Origin of the sequence: Brachybacterium fresconis (assembly GCF_017876515.1) — a bacterium.
In the GTDB taxonomy this organism is placed as follows: domain Bacteria; phylum Actinomycetota; class Actinomycetes; order Actinomycetales; family Dermabacteraceae; genus Brachybacterium; species Brachybacterium fresconis.
Map to the genome: position 1 here is coordinate 3227393 of NZ_JAGIOC010000001.1, position 16677 is coordinate 3244069.

Here is a 16677-nt window from a genome sequence, read left to right on the forward strand (position 1 = left end):
GACCGCGTCATGACCCCGCTCGCGCCATGACCTCCCTGGAGCCGCCGGGCGGCGAGCACGTGCGCTGGGATGGGAGCCCGGAGGTCCTCACCCGGATCCGGGACCTGCTGATCTCCCACAGCTCCCGGGGCACATTGCGGATCATCCTCCAGCAGCTCACGCTGCACGAGGGCGGGCAGGAGGCCGGGGTCCACGAGGTGATCGACGCGGTGCTGGACGTCGGCGGCAACCTGGTGGCGACGCCGCTGGGCCCGTCCGTGCGCGAGGACCCGCGGACGGCGGCCCGTCTGGACGCGGCGCTCGCTCGGCTGCGTGCCGAGGTCGTCGGTCAGATGGGGGCGCAGCCCGAGGCGCTCGAGGTGGTCATCGACGGGGACGGGCACCGGGAAGCGCGGATCGCCTTCGCCCTGGAGGTCTCCGCCCAGGACCTCACCGATCACCGCCCCCACCCGGCGCTGCGCGACGGGGCACGACACATCCTGCACGAGGCGCCCGCCCTGGACGAGCTGCGCGATCGGCTGTCCGCGCCGCCGCCGAGCCTGCTGCGCCGCGGCTGGGACGCCCTGCGCGGCATCGGCCGACGGGGTCGGGCGGGACGGGACGGGGCCGGTCGGGGCTAGGTGCAGATCACGTTCGTGGCGTCGTCGCCGCTCAGCGCCGCGGACGCGGGGTCCAGGAGGTCCTCGCGTCGGATTCGCGGCGCGGCGATCACGGTGTCCATCGTGGCCTGCTGTGCCGCGCGGTGCTCGGCGTCGTCCCCGAGCGCGGGCACGACGAGGCCGCCCTGCTCGCGCAGGCCGCAGCCGTCCAGGCCGTGGATGGTGACCCGGATGGTCGCGGTCGAGGCCAGGCCGTCGGGGCGGAGATCGGCGACGACGCCCAGCCGGTAGGCGATCACGCCGACGGCATGGGTGTCCGTGTCCAGCACCGACCAGGCCAGGGTGCCGCCCAGCAGGAGCAGCGCCGTGCCGTCCCGCTGCCCGCGGAACCAGTCCATCGCCAGGGCTGGCCGGCCGATGGTCGCGAAGCTCTCGGCGAGGGTGAAGGCGTACAGGTGCCGTTCCCCGCCGTCCCACGCCTGGCGCAGGACGTCCTGCCAGTAGCTGGGGGTTGCCGCGGTGATCTGCGCCCGGGCCGCGGCATCGTCCAGGCCCTGCAGGGCGTCGGGGGAGAGGTAGGCGCCCGCCAGGAAGTCCGTCAGCGCGTGCCGGACCGGGTCGACGGCGCCGTCGTCGGGTCCGAGGTCCGCCCAGGCCTCGAGATCGGCGGCGGCGCCGGTGATCGGCAGGGTGAGCACGTCGGCGAGGGTGCGACCGTCCCACCGGACCTCGTCCAGGGAGGCGAGGGGATCACGGGGCACTTCATCGGAGGTGGGGACCTGGCTCCTGCCGCAGCCCGCCGCGAGCGCGGCGGTTCCGGAGGCGGCGAGGAGTCCGGCGAGATCGCGTCGTCGCACCAGGGGGCGACGAGGCGTCATCGGAGTTCGGGCTCGGAGACGTCGGCCCGCCCGGAGTCGGCGTCGAGGCGACGGCCGACGGTGCGCGCGCGGTCGCGGTCGTGCTCGGTGGCCTTGTCGACGAGATCGGTGGTGTCGTGATCGGGCTCGTCCGGCTGCAGCACCAACCACAGGACGAAGCCGATCGTCAGCACGAGGGCGATGGCCAGGAAGATGCCCAGAAGGGGCCAGGAGAAGGCGACCGGGTCCCAGAAGGGATCACCCTGCATCGGTGCTCCGACGACCATGGCAACCCCCCCCATCCGGTCACGGCACGAGGAACCGGGGGCGCTCCCGGGTCCACAGAGTTCCTCGCCAGCATAACTCCTCGCCGACGGGCCGTTATGCTGAGCCGGATATGGCTGATGTGATCGTCGGGCGCTTCGCCCTCATAGACCTGATCGCCAAGGGCGGCTCCGGGTCCGTGTGGCGCGCCTGGGACTCGAAGACCGAGATGCTGTGCGCCGCCAAGGTGCTGCGCCAGCGCGACTCGGCCGACCTCATGCGCTTCGTGCGCGAGAAGGGCGTCAGCTTCGACCACCCCCACCTGCTCACCCCGCACGGCTGGGGCGCGGAGGACGAGCACGTCGTGATCGCGATGCCGCTGGTCTCCGGCGGCACGCTCGAATCGGTCGTGAAGAAGAAGGGCAAGCTCGCCGAGCCGGCGGTGGTGGTCATCCTCGACCAGCTGCTCGACGGCCTCGCCCACGTGCACGCCGAGGGGTGGATCCACCGCGACGTGAAGCCCGCCAACATCATGTTCGAGCCGCGCGGGCGGGCGGTCCCCGTCTCCCGCCTGGCGGACTTCGGCATCGCCGTGCACGAGACCGACGTGCGCTTCACCCACGTCGGCATGGTCAACGGCACGCCCGGATACATGGCGCCGGAGCTGTTCTCGATGGCGGAGCCGGCCCCCTCCCACGATCTCTACGCCGCGGGCGTGGTGGCCCTGGTCGCCCTGAACGGGAAGATCGCGCTGCACGACGGGGCCTTCCGGCCCGATGAGCTCTCCCAGCACCTGCGCGGAGTCACCCCGAAGCTGTCCGCGGTGATCCGCAAGCTGGTCGCCGCCCAGCCCGACCAGCGGTACCAGGACGCCGACACGGTACGGCGGGATCTGCCCCGCGTGCCGCAGGGCTACCCGCTGACCCACGCCGACGGCGCCCCGCTCGAGTTCCAGGACACCTTGGACCCGCTGCCGGAGAACGCGCCCGGTGCCATACGACCCGAGCGGCCCGCGCCCCAGGTCGCCTCGTCCTCGATGGAGGCGATCCGCGCGGGACAGGTCCAGCAGGGCTTCTCCTCGGGCTCGCCCTCGCCGCAGACCGGGCCGCAATGGGTCCAGGGGGCGCCCGGTGCGCCGCAGGGAATGGCGCAGCAGGGGGCACCACCGGGGATCGGGCAGCAGGGTGCGCCACCGGGGATCGGGCAGCAGGGTGCGCCGATGCAGGGCTCGCCGCATCCCGGGCCGGGGTCGCCGCAACCTGCTCCGTCGCAGCAGGGCGCCGCGCAGAACTACACCGCCACCCAGGCCTCGACCAGCACCGTCACCGGTCAGGGTGGGACGCGCAATCGGAGCACCCTGCTCGCCGTGGGCCTCGGCGTCGGCGCGGCGGTGGTCCTCGGCGTCATCGTCGCGATCACGCTGCTGGCGCTCTTCCCGCGGGCATCGGCCGCTTCCATCGGGGACGGCGCCGCGGTCAGCAGCATCGATGCCGCCTTCGCCGAGGTCACCCCCGGCCAGGAGTGCGCTGCACGGGACGAGGGCATCATCGCCCTCACGACCGAGGGTGACTACGTCTCCTGCTCCCGCGCCGACGACGGCAGCGGCTACGCCTTCGCCTGACACCGTCCGCAGGTGCGCCGACCGCCGCTTCCCGCTGGTTACTCAGTGGTACCCAGTCATCTGTGCCGCTGAGCGGGTGCCAGAGCGACACACATGACGGGGTCGAACGCGCCCCGGCCTGGGTGCTGTCGCGCCACGCTGCCTGGGTGCTGCCGCGCCCCTGCCCCAGGCGCAGTCCCACGCGCCGCTCAGCGCGGGGCGACCGCGGTGGTGTCCAGGGACTGGACGAGGGCCTCGCGCCGCGGGTCCATCAGCAGGTCGATCCGCAGCGACGGAGTGCTCTCACCGCGTCCCGGGACGCGCCAGCGCAGCTGCGCCGGGCTGATCACCGTCGCAGCCTGGGGACGCAGGTAGTCCAGTGCTGCGCGGTCCAGGCCGGCGGCGCGCAGGGCGGTGTCCAGGCGCCTCTGGCGTTCCTCCCGCGAGGTGTCGAGGTCCATGTTGTGGGCGAACCAGGCATCGGCCACCGTGTCATCGTCCGTGCGCAACCAGGTCAGCGCGGCCGTCGCCGCCTCGAGGGTGCGCGGCGCGGGCTGCTTCTCGGGTCGCTCGAGCAGCCCGGGGACCTCGCGCTGCAGGATCCGCAGCGTCTGCATCGACAGGGGAGTGGCCGGGGCGTACTTCGAGTTCGCCAGCGCCACCACGCCGACGCCGCTGTCGCGGTGCCACACCATGAACGAGCCGTAGCCGGGGTAGCCGCCGGAATGGGAGACGACCTCCCCGAGATCCGGGAAGTGCTCGATGACCAGGCCGTAGCCGTAGCCGCGGATGCGGTCGAAGCCGGGGGAGGTGCCGTCCTCAGCGGCCGGCAGCGCGGGCAGCGGGTGGTGGCGGCGCAGCTGCTGCATCTCCCGGCGCGAGGTGGTCGACAGCAGCGCCTGGTCCCGCGCGGCGGAGTCCGGAGCGTCGGCCGCGGCGAGGAAGCGCATCCAGGTGGCGACGTCGTCGACCGTGGAGAACAGCCCGGCCATCGCGCCGTACACGCCGGGACGGTCCAGCGGCACCGGCTCGAAACGGGTCGCGTCGCTGCGGTCGCCGATCCGGTGCCCGGTGGCCAGCCGCGAGTGGTCCAGCGCCTCGATGTCGAAGGCGGTGTCGGCCATGCCCAGCGGTTCGAGGAAACGGGAGCGGATCTGCGCGGTGTAGTCCGAGCCCGTGACGTCGTCGATGGCCCGGCCCAGCAGCGCGTACCCAGTGTTGGAGTACTCGAAGCCGGTGTCCGGACGGTGGACGTGGCCGAGCCCACCGTCGAGCAGGGACGCGAACTGCTCGCGGGTCATGGACTCCTGGCGGTCGCCCCAGGGGTTGTCCGTGACCAGACCGGCGCTCATGGTCAGCAGTTCCCGCAGGGTGATCTCGGGGTCGTCGGCCGCGGTCTCGAAGGAGCCGGCGGCCTCGGGGACGTAGCGGGCGATGGGGTCGTCCAGCTGCAGCTTCCCCTCGTCGCGCAGGGCCAGCAGCGTCGCGGCGGTGAAGGACTTCGTCATCGAGGCGATGCGGGAGATCGTGGCCCGGTCCATGGGGGCGCTGCCGGGGGCGGGCGCACCGTCGACGAGCTCTCGATGGCCGGCCGCACCGTGGGCCAGAACGGCCGGATCGTGGTCGTGACCGCCGACGACGGCCCAGGTCACGCCCGCGGTGCGGTGACCGGTGACGGCGTCGGCGAACAGCCTGGTGATCTGGTCGCGGACGGACTCGGGCAGGGCGTCGGGAGCGGCAGGAGTGCTGGGCATGGAGGCCACTCTAGAACCTCGCACGCCGGTGGTTCACCGCGCTCGATGAGGGCGGGTGGCTCAGGCGTCGAGCAGCCCGACCCCCAGGAATCCCGCGCGCACACCCTACAGCCCGACGTAGAAGGCGAAGAACGTCAGCAGCAGGAGGGCGAGGGCGAGCAGCACCCGTGGGACCTTCTTGAACGTTCCCTCCCGCCAGGCGAACAGCCAGTAGAAGGCGTTCACGCCGGCGGCGGTGCTCACGAGCGCCTGCTACTCCGGATCGGGCGGCTCGCCGTCCACGGCGGCGGACCCGTAGAACCTCGCGATGATCCGGGCCGGCTCCGCGCCGATCGCCTCGCTCAGCAGTTCCGGGCTGGTGCGGGTGGGATCGTAGGGGGCAGGTGCCGGGCTCCTCGGTGCGTCCTCGCCCGGACCGTCGGCCGTGCCTGCGCCGTCGCCGTCCGCGTCCTCGCCGGGCTCTGCGCGCTGCGGAGCGGCCGTCTCGATCGGGGCGACCAGGTCCTCGAGGGTGAGCCCCCGCAGGGTCAGCAGCTGGACGGGCTTGTCGTCGACCGCCTCGACCAGCACATACACCAGGGCGGCGACGTGACGGCAGGGTCCCGGCCAGTCCAGGCAGGAGCAGTCGTGGGACAGCTCCGAGGCACCGCGGGGCAGCAGGGACAGATCGGACGCGGCCAGCTCCCGCTCGAACTCCTCGGGGTACTCGCCGCCGGCCAGCCGCGCGGGCAGCTCGGGACGGGCGCGAGCCAGGCGCAGGAACTCGCCGCGATCGTCCAGGGAGAAGGCAGGCAGGTCCACCCGCGCCCGGTGCAGCTCGCCGTCGGCGCCCTGCACGTCGCCACGGGCGATCCCCGCGGTCACGTCGAGCCATTGGACGCGGCCGGCCCGGGCGTCGGCCTTCCCGCCGCCGGCGCGCCCCACCCCGAGCAGCCGCTCGGCGGCATCCCGCAGCGCGGCCGCGTGCCAGCTCTTCCCGATCGCGCCGCGGCGCGAGCGCAGCGAGATGCTCATGGCGTGCTCACCGTCCTCCTCATCCGTCGTCCTCCTCTTCAAGGCTCAGCAGATTCAGCAGATGGTCGTCGTCCAGCTGCGAGAGCCAGTCCTCCCCGGGGCTGATCGTGAGATCCGCGAGGGCCTGCTTGTCCTCGAGCAGGGTGTCGATCTTCTCCTCGACGGTGCCGGCGCTGACCAGCTTGTGCACGGTCACGTCACGGCGCTGACCGATGCGGAAGGCACGGTCCGTGGCCTGGTTCTCCACCGCCGGGTTCCACCAGCGGTCCAGGTGGACGACGTGGTTGGCGGCCGTCAGCGTCAATCCGGTGCCGCCGGCGCGCAGGCTCAGCAGCATCAGCCCGGGCCGGTCGCGCTGGGACTGGAACTCGGCGACCATCTGATCGCGGTCCCGCTTGGAGACGCCGCCGTGCAGGAACGAGACGTCCAGGCCGAGGTGCGCGAAGCGCTCCTGCCAGTAAGGGACCAGCAGGTGCCCGAAGGTCGTGAACTGCGTGAACGCGATCGCCTTCTCCCCCTCGGCGAAGGCCGTCTCCAGCACGTCGTCGACCAGCTCGAGCTTCCCGGAGCGGTGCTGACCCTCGCGCACCAGCGGCGAGCCGTCCCCGAGGTAGTGGGCGGGATGATTGCACACCTGCTTCAGCCGGGTGATGGTCGAGACCACCAGGGTCCGCCGGGATTTCTGGTCGGCACCGTCGAGCTGGACCATCAGCTCGTCGACCAGCGCCTGGTAGAGCCCGGCCTGCTCGGGGGTCAGGTTCACCACCCGCGACAGCTCGATCTTCTCCGGCAGGTCCTTGATGATCGAGCGGTCCGTCTTGACCCGGCGCAGGATGAACGGAGAGGTCACGAGCTTGAGACGGGTCAGGGCCGCGCTGTCGCCCTCCTCCTCGATCGGGGTCGCGATCCGGTCGCGGAAGCTGCCGGCGCTGCCCAGCAGGCCCGGGTTGGCGACCTCCATGAGGGAGTGCAGGTCGCCGAGCTTGTTCTCCACCGGGGTGCCGGTCAGGACGAGCCGGTGCGGGGCCTGCAGCGCCCGGGCGGCGCGGGTGACCTGGGTGTCCGGCGTCTTCACGTGCTGCGCCTCGTCCAGCACGATCCGGTGCCAGGCCACGGCCGAGAGCACCGGCAGATCCCGGGCCAGCAGCGAGTAGGTGGTGATGACCAGGTCGAGATCCGCCGCTCCGGCCACGAAGGACTCATCGCGCAACCGGGTGCCGCCGTGGTGGACGTGCACGGCCAGCTCCGGGGCGAAGGTCGCGGCCTCCCGCTGCCAGGCGCCGACGACGGACATGGGGCACACCAGCAGCGTCGGCCCCAGGGAGCCGGGTGGCGGGGCGGGCGCGACGTCGGGCACCTCGAGCTGGGACTGCTCGTGCCCGAAGGAGTCGGTGCCCTCCCGCTCCCGGGCCAGCAGGGCGAGGACCTGCATCGTCTTTCCGAGCCCCATGTCGTCGGCGAGGATCCCGCCCAGCCCCATCCGGTCCAGGGCCCACAGCCAGTTCAGGCCGTCGAGCTGGTAGGGGCGCAGGGTCGCCTGCAGGGAGCGGGGCTGGGGATGGGGGAAGGCCCCCTCGGCGCCGGGCAGCAGCCGGGCCAGCCCGTGGCGACCGCCGGAGGCCAGGGCGGAGAACCCGAAGTCCACGTCACGGGCGTCCGGGGACAGGGCCAGGGAGAAGATCTCCAGCCAGGGTGCCTGCCCGGAGACCTCGACGGGGGCGGGCGGCAGCTCCGGGGCGGCACCGTCGGCCGGTCGCGGACCCGGGGCGGGTCGGGTGGATCCGTCCGGGTCGGTGCGCATCCGCCGGCCGCGCGTGCGGGCGGTGAAGGCGTCGAGGAACCGCTCGGCGGCGCGCAGGGTGGTGGCGTCCAGGCGCACCCACTGGCCGCGCAGCAGCACCAGCTCGCTCTGGGCCTGACGGATCTGCTCCATCTCCTCCTCGGTGAGCTCGGTGTCTCCGACGGCCACCCGCCAGCGGAAGGAGGCCATCGCTCCGAGGCCGACGCCGGAGGCCTTCTTCTCGCGGTCCTCCGGGTCACGCTCCTGCTCTGCCTCCTGCGGACGCAGGGTGGTGCGCTGCTTGGTCCAGTCGCGCGGCAGCAGCACCGTGACCCCGGCGTCCTCGAGGGCGGGGGTGTCGCGGGAGAGGAATTCACCGGCCTCCGCCGTGGTCAGCAGCCAGTCCACGCCGGTCTCGTCGACCGCGGCGCTGCGCACCGTCGGGGCCAGTCGCATCACGGCGGCGGAGGCCTCGGCGGCTCCCGCGGTGGTGAGGTCGCCGACCGCCCGCAGGTCGGCGACGGGATGGACGGTGCCGTCCTTCTCCCGCAGGCAGGTCTGCAGCGGCCAGGCGGTGCCGACGGGCGGCTGGAACAGGCGCACCACCAGCTCGCTGTCGGTGGAGGCGAGCTGCACCCCGGGACGGCCGGAGTCGACGAAGGCGTCGAAGGCGGCGGTGATCCGGCGCTGGGCGGGCAGGTCCGCACGCAGCTCCCCGTCGTCCGCGAGCGCCCACAGCACGCCGAAGCGGTCCGCCTCCGGGGTCTCGGCGGCCCGCAGGTGCGCGGCGAAGGCGGTGCGGGCGCGGCCGTCGACCAGGGCGTGCAGCATCCGGGGCGCGTCCCGCTCCGGGGCCCGCCATTCGAGGACGGCGCGTCCGTACCGCTCGCGCGCCTGCACGCGCATCGCGCGGCCGTCGACGACGTCCTGGGCGCGCAGGTCGAGCACCACCGCGGCGATCAGGTCCGGCATCGCGACCAGATCGCCGTCCAGGCGGGCGGCGGCCCCATCGCTCAGCAGTGCGGAGAGCTGCTCGGCGAGATCCGCGCCGAAGCGGTCCTCGAGCAGGGTGCAGGCGGCACCGACCAGGGCGGTCAGGGAGGGGCCGGACAGCGGCAGGGCGGGCACGCGGCGATCCCCGTCGCGGCCGGGGACGCGGATCCGGTGGCGCAGCTGGTCCGGTGCGTCGGCCAGGGCGTCGGCGATCCCGGCCGGGGCCTCGCGCCGCAGCTCGGCGAGGGTCTCGAGGGCCTTGGAGCGCCCGGGCCCGGTCTGCTCGCGCACCCACAGCGCAGGTCCCAGATCGTCGTCGACGACGAGGCTCAGGCGGTGGATGGGCATGGGCTCCAGCCTAGGCCTCGGGGCCGACGATCGCGCGGGCGGCCGACGGGTTGTGGACGACGCCTCAGAGACTCAGAGGCCGTCGATGATCAGCGAGGTCGCGTCGAGCCAGGACTCCTTGGTGGCCGGCGCGATCCGCGACCACTCCATATGGGAGCCGTCGACGAACTGCTGCTCGTAGGGCACCTCGGTGACCGCCCGGGTGTGGGCGCCGAAGTGGGCCAGCAGGCGGCTGCGCAGGGTCGGGTCGACCTTCCCCTTCGAGGAGTGCGACAGGATCGTCACCGCATGGTCGACCTGCTCGGCGAGGCCCGTCGCGCGCAGCTCGTCGATCATCCAGGCGGCCGCGTTGAAGGTGTCCTCCCGCACGGTGGAGACGATGACCAGCTGATCGGCGTTCTTCACCGCGGCCAGCCAGTTCGAGGCGCGCACGTTGTTGCCGGTGTCGATGACCTTGATCCGGTAGAACCGCGAGAGGGCGTCGTTGAGCTCCCCGAAGGCCTGGTCGTCGATCGAGGCGGCCGAGCCCGGGTCCTCGTCGGAGGCGAGGATGTCGAAGCGCATCTCGCCCTGGGGACGCACGTACGGGTCGAGGTCCGCGTTGCTCGCCTGCGGTGCTCGCAGTCGGTCGATGTCTCCGAGCAGATCGACCGCGGTGCGGTGATGGTCCGTCGGCACGCCGCGCCAACCCAGGGTCCCGCGGGTCTCGTTGTTGTCCCAGGCCAGCACGTTGCCGCCGCGGGTCACGCCGAGGGTCGCGGCGATCATCAGGGAGGCGGTGGTCTTGTGGGCGCCGCCCTTGAGGTTCACGACCGCGATGTTGCGCGGCCCCTCGAGCGGCCGACGGATGCGCTCGAGCCGTTCGGTCTCGCGGCGCTCTCGCGCGTTCGGCCGGGGTGAGATCGCCCCGCGGGTCAGTCGCGTGATGAATCCGGGGAACCCTCGGGTGGCCTTCACCGTCTCGGGCTTGGCGGTCGAGCTCTGCAGGTCCTGCAGGGTGGGCCGAGAATCGGCGGGGGCGGCGGTGCGCGGGGCCAGCGGGCGCTTCTGGGTCGCGGTCGCGGGGGAGGGCACGGGTGTGGTGGGCGCCGAGGACGCGGAGGAGGCCGACGACGCGGAGGAGGCGGACGACGCGGAGGCGACGGATGGCACCGATGCGGCGACGTCGGCGGACGGCGCTGACGCGGCGGTCGGCGCCGATGAGGCGGAGTGCGCGGGCTCGGCGGACGAGGCCGAGTGCGTGATATCGGGCGACGGCGCCGACGGCGCCGACGACACGGACTGCGCGGACGCGCCCGACAGCGCAGAGACAGGCGAGGGGGCGGATGACCCGGTGCCCCCGGGAGCGCTCGACGGGGGCATCGCGGCGGCGCGGCGGCGACCGGCCCGATGGGACGGCACCGACGGCAGCTCCCCGGTGGTGCCGTCGACGATCGCGGCGTGCTCCCCGGTGGTCGCGCCCGGGACGGCGGCGTGCTCTCCGGTGGTCGGCCCCGAGCCGGGCGCTGCCAGGGCGTCGGGATCGATCGAGCTGAGATCGGCGGTGTCGTCGGTGGGCAGGTCCTCGCCGTGCGGCCCGGCGCCCGGCGGGGCGATGAGCGGGTCGTCGAGCGCCGGGCCGAACAGCGGTCGTTCGTCGGCCTCGCGACCGGCGATCCGTCCGGTGGGCTCGACGCGCAGGTGATGTCGCACATCGGGTTCGACGATCACCACGTCCACGGCGTCCTGACCGCTGCGGGCCGCCGTGATGAAGACCTGCTTGACCCGGTCCCTGATCTCCGGCAGATCGTCGCCGGTGACCTCGACGGTCTCGTCGGCGAGGTGCACGGTGGCAGTGGTGTCGGAGGTGATCCGCGCCTGCGCGATCATCGATGGTTCCCTTCCGGATCCTGGGCCCCGCCCGCGCCCCGGGAGGTCGGACGGCATGGTTCGTGTCCACTGTACGGGCGCGGGGCCCGTGGGTTCATCGACCGTGCCTGCTGCCCGGGCCTACAGTGGCGCTGTGCACACCCTCCTGCTGTCCGACCCCGCCGGGACCGCGCCGAACGAGGACGCGGCCGGGGTGCTGGGCGATGTGGCCGTGATGCTCGACGGGGCCGGGCTCCCGCAGCGCTTCCGCGCCGGCTGTCACCACAGCGTCGCCTGGTTCTCCCACACCCTGGCCGCCCGCCTGCTCTCCCGCGCCCAGGACCCCTCCGCCACGCTGCGGGATGCGCTGGCCGGAGCGATCGCCGACGTCCGCGGTCTCCACGAGAGGGAATGCGACCTGACCGCCGGCAGCCCCTCGGCCACCGTCGTCGCCGTACGACGTCGCGAGGAGCACCTCGAGCACCTGGTGCTGAGCGACTCCGCCCTGCTGCTCCACCACCGCGACGGTCGTGTCCACCGGATCACCGACCTGCGGATCGACGAGGTGGTCCGCGCCGAGCCGAGCGCCGAGGCGGTCGAGGCCCGACGCAACGCCCCGGGGGGATTCTGGGTGGCCCGGCACGAGGAGCAGGCGGCCGAGCAGGCACTCGCCGGAAGCACCCCGCTGGCTTCGCTGGCGTCCGCGCATCTGGTCTCCGACGGCGTCACGCGGGCCGTCGACCTGCTCGGACTGCACGACGACAGCTCGTTGGCAGGGGCGCTGGAGGCCGACCCGGATGGCGTGGTGCGTGCGCTGCGCCACGGTGAGCAGGCGCTCGCCGCCGACCGTCGGCCGCGCAAGATGCATGATGATGCGACGGTCCTCACATTTTTCCTGGATCGCGGGTGAATGCTGGCTCCGATCCTGGGTTCCCGCTGATTGCCATGGGTGTCGCGCCGGGCCCCGGGTCGACCGGGGGAGCGCCGGCAGATCTGCCCGTCGCCATCGGTTTTTGCCGTTCCATGACGGAGGGTCCGGACCGGGGGCCCGTCCGCGGGTCATCGTCTTTCCTGCATGTCACCTGCGAAAACATGGAGACTCTGCGCGTTTACATGTGGGCGGAGAAGGCCTAGACTCCGAAGCAACGCGTCGTCGCGACGGGTGGCTGTCGGTCTTCCGGGCCGGGATCTCCCCGACGCAGGGATGATGTGCAACGATCGGGGGCGCCGTCCTCGGATCGGGCTGGTAGAGTCCCGGCTGAACGACGAGTTCGATGAAAACTTAAGAGATGTGTCGCTTCCCAAGACCCCCCTCATGGGGAGCGGCCGGACGGGCAACACGCCAGGTTCCCCCACTTTGGCAGCCCGTCCAGCCTGTTCGCCCGCACCCACCCCTGACGGACGACAGGCCTGACGAGCGGTCCGTGAGCCCCCGACGTTGTCGGTTGAGAGCTCCGGGCCGCTCGTCCTTTTCCGGGCCGGGTTCGTGTCCGGGCCCGGTCCGCGACGCCCGGCCCGCGACGATGACGCGATGGACGTCACCCTGACCCCTCGCCCCGAGCTGCTGGCCGCGGCCGCACCACCCTCGGGCCGGACCGACCCTTCCTGCTCATCGCGGGGCGGGACGTCGCCCGGGACGGCGGGGGCATCCTGCTGGATCGGCAGGACGCGCCGTAGGCGGGGTCGGCCCGCGAGCTCCCTTCAGCTCTCGATGATCGCGACGTCGCTGCCGGGGTCCAGGCGGTATCCGGCACCCCGGACGGTGGAGATCAGGCGACGGTACCGGGCCAGCTTGGTGCGCACACGGCGCACGTGGACGTCGACCGTGCGCTCACCGGTGTCCTCCGGGGCCTCGGCCCACACCGAGGTCATGAGCTGATCGCGGGAGATGGTCCGGCGCGCGTTGCGGGCCAGCTCCGCGAGCAGCTCGAACTCCTTGTAGGTCAGGTCCACGTCCTGCCCGTCGATCCGCACGCGGCGGCCGAACAGATCGATGACCAGACTGTCCTCGGTGGCGACCGCGGGGCTGGAGGGACTGACAGCGGTGGCCCGCAGCGCCCGACGTCGGGCGGTCTCGGCATCCTTGCGGGCCGGGGAGTTCGGGGAGACGACCCCGGCACCGCGGGGACGCAGCGGGCTGACCGCCGCCGAGCCCTGGCCGCGCGGCGGCAGCGTGCGGGCGGTGGAGCGGGTGGAGCGGGCGGCGGCGAAGGCGGAGGGGTGGGAGACCCCGACGGTGGTGCGGCCGTCGCGCGTCGCCGTCAGGCGCTGCGCATGGGTGCGCAGGTCGTCGGCGATCAGGGCGGCCTCGACGTCACCGGTGCCGGAGGGGAGGGTGACGGACACCGTGATGGTCACGCCCTCCTCCGCGGCCTGGGGGCGAGCGGCGGTGCCGCCGGCACGGTGCAGGCTGCGGGTCGGGGCGGTGTGCTGGGCAGAGGTGGGGCGATCCAGGGCGATGGTCATGATGATGTTCTCCGAGGGGCGGCGCGAGCTGCGCGGCGGCTGGTGGACCCGGGATCCCTGGGATCGACGCCTGCTGGCGGATCGTGATCAGGGGTGTGCTCCCGGTAGCACCTGGAGCCCGCGCCTACTGGCCGGCTCCTGTCAGCCGACCCCGGAGGTGTCTGGAGCGCTCAGAGGCTCGGCTGACGATGCATCATCGGCATCATCATCATGGACATCATCGCGCGCATCGCGGAGCGGACCACCCGGCGGGTGGTCTGGCAGCGCGTGGCGATCGAAGTCATGTCCCAGAGCATGCCCGTTCTCGCGCGGAGCGGCAAGAGCGTGTTCACATTCCGATACGGCGCAGGTCAGCGGAGCCGGCGCAGAACCAGCAGGGAGTCCTCGAGGTGCCCCTGCTCCCCGGCGGGGTCCGTGGCCTCCCGGTGGAGCTTCTCCGCCGTGACCAGGTCATAGGGCCGCCCTTCCGGATCCCGGCCGCCGAGGTCGCGGGCCGTGAAGTGCGCGGAGCCCTCGAGCCTGCGGGAGCGGGCGGCCGCTCGCGCCCGCGCGATCGCGGTTGGGGGAGAGGTCGATCCCCTGGGCCTGCCATCCCTGCTCCGCGGGGGGCTGCTCGCTCATGGCCGGGTCAGTGGCGGTGGCCCGCGACGGCGCCGGCTGTCGACCCGTCGGCGGTGGCGGCGTCACCGTCGCCATGAGTGTGGACGTACCCGCCCTCCTCGCTGTCGTCGGCGTGGAAGTGGGGGGCCATGGGGCCGGGGTCCTGCGGGGTATGTCCGCCGCCGAGGAAGGCGGCATGCATCTCGCGCACCCACCGGGCGAGGGTCTCGACGGTCTCGGGCTGCTTGCGCGAGACCCCCACCACCGCTCGTCCCTCCCGGGCCTGCGAGGCGTCGGCGAGCATCTGCTCGACGTCCACGTCCACGTAGGGCGCCAGGTCGATCTTGTTGATGACCAGCAGGTCTGCCCGGCCGATGCCGGGGCCGCCCTTGCGGGCGACGTCTCCGCCGCCGGCCACGTCCAGCACGAACAGCTGGGCGTCGACCAGGGAGGGGGCGAAGGTCGCGGTGAGGTTGTCGCCGCCGGATTCGACCAGCACGATGTCCAGCGGATCGAAGTCCCGCTCGAGATCCTCGACGGCCAGCAGGTTCATGGTGACGTCGTCACGGATCGCGGTGTGCGGGCAGGCCCCGGTCTCGACCGCACGGATCCGCTCGCCGGGCAGCACCCCCTCGGAGCGCAGGAAGCGGGCGTCCTCGTCGGTGTAGATGTCATTGGTGATCACGCCGATCCGGAACTCCTCGGCCAGGGCCCGGCAGAGGTTCGCGATGGTCGAGCTCTTCCCGGTGCCGACGGGTCCGGCGACCCCCAGGCGCAGGGCGCGACGGGGCTGCGAGGTGGTCTGTGCGGTCATGATTCCTCCTGGTGGAACGGGTGCGAGGTGGAACGGGGTGGCGTGGATGCGAGATGGGGCGGGGTCGAGGCGGGGCGGATGCGGGTCGGGGCCCGGGGAGGCGGACGAGGCAGGTCATCGGGGGACGGCGGACCACTCCCGGGGACCGGCGGCGGCCCAGGGTTCGCCGAACAGGCTCATCGCGGCGTCGAGCCGGCCGCGCAGCGCCGGGGCGTCCTCGCCGACGGCGCTGACCTGCACGGTCGACGGGTCCTGGCGCATCACGGCGCTGGCGGCGTCCGGTGCGGCGGCCTCGGGTCCCGGGGCCCCGTCGGGGTCGACCACGACGATGTTGCCGAGCGCCCGATGAGGGCCGAACACGCTGGCGGCCCCGGCGCCGCGGGCGTCCGGGCCGAGGTCGAGCTGCTGGACGAGGGTCGGGTCCCCCTCGCGCCGCACGGCGAGATGGGCGGACAGCGAACCGGGGGCCTCCCGATGGCGTCCCAGCACGAGCTCCTCCCGGTACAGCAGCCGGGCCCGTGGGGCGAGCTGGGCGTCGATCACATGGTGGTGGTGGCAGTTCGCGGCGGCGATCACCGGTTCGGGCAGCCAGATGCAGGTGGCGCCGTCCTCGACCCGCACCCGCGTGACCCACCGCGACTGCTCACCGTGCGGGCCGGGCAGCACCAGGGTCGCGCCGACATCGCGGAGCACCAGCGTGGATCCTTCGCGGACGTGGATGTCCAGCAGGTAGGTGTCTCCGCCGACGGGCCCGGCCGCGCTCGCCGACATCCGGATGCGGGCGGCGTCGCCCCCGCGGACGAAGGGCTCCTCACCGCTGGCGATCGTGGGGCGGGGCGACAGCGGGGTGTCGGCACGCAGCCGGGAGATGGCCGTGCGCCCGCGGCGCAGCTCGGTGGAGATCACCGCGTGGCACAGGAACGCGCCGCGCCGGGTGCGCCGCCGCTGCCGGGAGGGCTCGGTCTGCGCGAAATCGGGAAGCTCCGGCGACTCCGGCGGACCCGCCAGCGCGTCAGGAGGCGAAGAGACGCTGGTCATGGTGCACATGCAGCTCGGCGGCGATATCGGACAGGGGCGCGGTGAGCGCGGGTAGCTCGTGGGGGCTGCGGGCCGCGAAGGTCGTGGCGGTCGCGGCCAGCTCGTCGAGCTCCTCGGCCAGCTCCGCCAGGCAGCGGTGGGTGGCGAACGGGTCGATGCTCATCAGCTTCACGGCGGCGACCGCGGGGGTGGCCGCGGCCTCGTACAGCACGAGCCCGGCGGCGTCGCGGGCGTCGAGCCCGAGGGAGGCGGCCACGACGCCGTAGGCGATCGGCTGTTGGAGCACGGGACCGGCGGCCTCGAGCACGGGGCCCTGCGCGGGCGTGATCGAGCGCATCGCCCGCAGCAGCATCCGGCCCAGGTCCCGGGCGATCCGGCGCAGGGCGGGCGAGGGGGTGCGTGCGACCAGCTCGCGGTCCAGCTCCGCCAGCGCGGGGCCGAGGGCAGCGAGGTCCTCGTCGTCCATCGCCGTGCGGGTGCGGTGCTGGGCCGCCGCGGCGAAGGCGGCGCTGACCAGGCCGGTGGTGTGGATGCGGCCGCGCAGGTAGGCGGCGAGATCCTCCGCGGAGCGGACCCAGCCGCGGGCGATCGCCTGCTCGAGCCCCGCGGAGTGCGCGTAGCCGCCGGCGGGCAGGCGGCCGTCGCCGAGCAGCAGCAGGGCCGCGGAGCGGGTGATGTCGGAGGGCGGGGGCGCGAGCATCG

General features: G+C 73.4%; 14 protein-coding genes. 3 read left to right on the forward strand and 11 right to left on the reverse strand.

Features of this window, described 5'->3' with window-relative positions; all coding sequences use genetic code 11:
* The first annotated feature begins 26 nt into the window (after positions 1–26).
* Positions 27–620 carry a hypothetical protein gene (locus JOF44_RS14365; protein WP_209892773.1) on the forward strand — a complete coding sequence of 198 codons (594 nt, stop codon included), beginning with the start codon at positions 27–29 and terminating at the stop codon, positions 618–620.
* On the opposite strand, the gene JOF44_RS14370 is transcribed toward JOF44_RS14365, so the two are convergent.
* The gene (locus JOF44_RS14370; RefSeq protein WP_209892776.1) at positions 617–1477 is read right to left on the reverse strand and encodes a hypothetical protein; all 861 of its coding nucleotides are present in this window, start codon (positions 1475–1477) and stop codon (positions 617–619) included. The two genes, JOF44_RS14365 and JOF44_RS14370, sit on opposite strands and share 4 nt — an antisense overlap.
* The gene (locus JOF44_RS14375; protein WP_245348959.1) at positions 1474–1725 is read right to left on the reverse strand and encodes a hypothetical protein; all 252 of its coding nucleotides are present in this window, start codon (positions 1723–1725) and stop codon (positions 1474–1476) included. Before JOF44_RS14375 ends, JOF44_RS14370 begins: the two co-directional genes overlap by 4 nt.
* Positions 1726–1853: 128 nt before the next feature.
* On the opposite strand from JOF44_RS14375, the gene JOF44_RS14380 reads away from it, so the two are divergent.
* Positions 1854–3341, forward strand: coding sequence for a serine/threonine protein kinase (locus tag JOF44_RS14380; protein ID WP_209892795.1), 1488 nt, complete (start codon positions 1854–1856; stop codon positions 3339–3341).
* Positions 3342–3529: 188 nt separating this feature from the next.
* Here JOF44_RS14380 and JOF44_RS14385 read toward each other — a convergent pair whose 3' ends face one another.
* From JOF44_RS14385 to JOF44_RS14405, 5 genes are all read right to left on the reverse strand, one after another.
* Positions 3530–5074 carry a serine hydrolase domain-containing protein gene (locus JOF44_RS14385; RefSeq protein ID WP_209892797.1) on the reverse strand — a complete coding sequence of 515 codons (1545 nt, stop codon included), beginning with the start codon at positions 5072–5074 and terminating at the stop codon, positions 3530–3532.
* A 105-nt stretch (positions 5075–5179) separates the two neighbouring features.
* On the reverse strand, positions 5180–5317 hold the full coding sequence (locus tag JOF44_RS14390) for a hypothetical protein (protein ID WP_209892800.1): 138 nt from the start codon (positions 5315–5317) through the stop codon (positions 5180–5182).
* A gap of 9 nt (positions 5318–5326) precedes the next feature.
* The gene (locus JOF44_RS14395) at positions 5327–6088 is read right to left on the reverse strand and encodes an SWIM zinc finger family protein (protein ID WP_209892803.1); all 762 of its coding nucleotides are present in this window, start codon (positions 6086–6088) and stop codon (positions 5327–5329) included.
* A gap of 19 nt (positions 6089–6107) precedes the next feature.
* Positions 6108–9209, reverse strand: a complete 3102-nt coding sequence (locus JOF44_RS14400) for a DEAD/DEAH box helicase (protein WP_209892806.1) — start codon at positions 9207–9209, stop codon at positions 6108–6110.
* A gap of 72 nt (positions 9210–9281) precedes the next feature.
* Positions 9282–11078 (reverse strand): MinD/ParA family ATP-binding protein, encoded by a 1797-nt coding sequence (locus JOF44_RS14405; RefSeq protein ID WP_209892809.1) that lies wholly within the window; start codon positions 11076–11078, stop codon positions 9282–9284.
* 133 nt (positions 11079–11211) lie between these two features.
* Here JOF44_RS14405 and JOF44_RS14410 point away from each other — a divergent pair, with 133 nt between their 5' ends.
* Complete coding sequence (locus JOF44_RS14410) at positions 11212–11967, forward strand: protein phosphatase 2C domain-containing protein (protein WP_209892812.1); 756 nt, start codon at positions 11212–11214, stop codon at positions 11965–11967.
* A 791-nt stretch (positions 11968–12758) separates the two neighbouring features.
* Here JOF44_RS14410 and JOF44_RS14415 read toward each other — a convergent pair.
* The 4 genes from JOF44_RS14415 to JOF44_RS14430 all read right to left on the reverse strand — a co-directional run bounded on the left by JOF44_RS14415 (position 12759) and on the right by JOF44_RS14430 (position 16675).
* Complete coding sequence (locus tag JOF44_RS14415) at positions 12759–13523, reverse strand: winged helix-turn-helix domain-containing protein (RefSeq protein ID WP_209892815.1); 765 nt, start codon at positions 13521–13523, stop codon at positions 12759–12761.
* Between the two features lie 628 nt (positions 13524–14151).
* Complete coding sequence (ureG, locus tag JOF44_RS14420) at positions 14152–14937, reverse strand: urease accessory protein UreG (protein WP_209892818.1); 786 nt, start codon at positions 14935–14937, stop codon at positions 14152–14154.
* A 114-nt stretch (positions 14938–15051) separates the two neighbouring features.
* Positions 15052–15975, reverse strand: coding sequence for an urease accessory protein UreD (locus tag JOF44_RS14425; protein WP_209892821.1), 924 nt, complete (start codon positions 15973–15975; stop codon positions 15052–15054).
* Positions 15950–16675, reverse strand: a complete 726-nt coding sequence (locus JOF44_RS14430) for an urease accessory protein UreF (RefSeq protein WP_245348960.1) — start codon at positions 16673–16675, stop codon at positions 15950–15952. Before JOF44_RS14430 ends, JOF44_RS14425 begins: the two co-directional genes overlap by 26 nt.
* Positions 16676–16677: the final 2 nt, after the last annotated feature.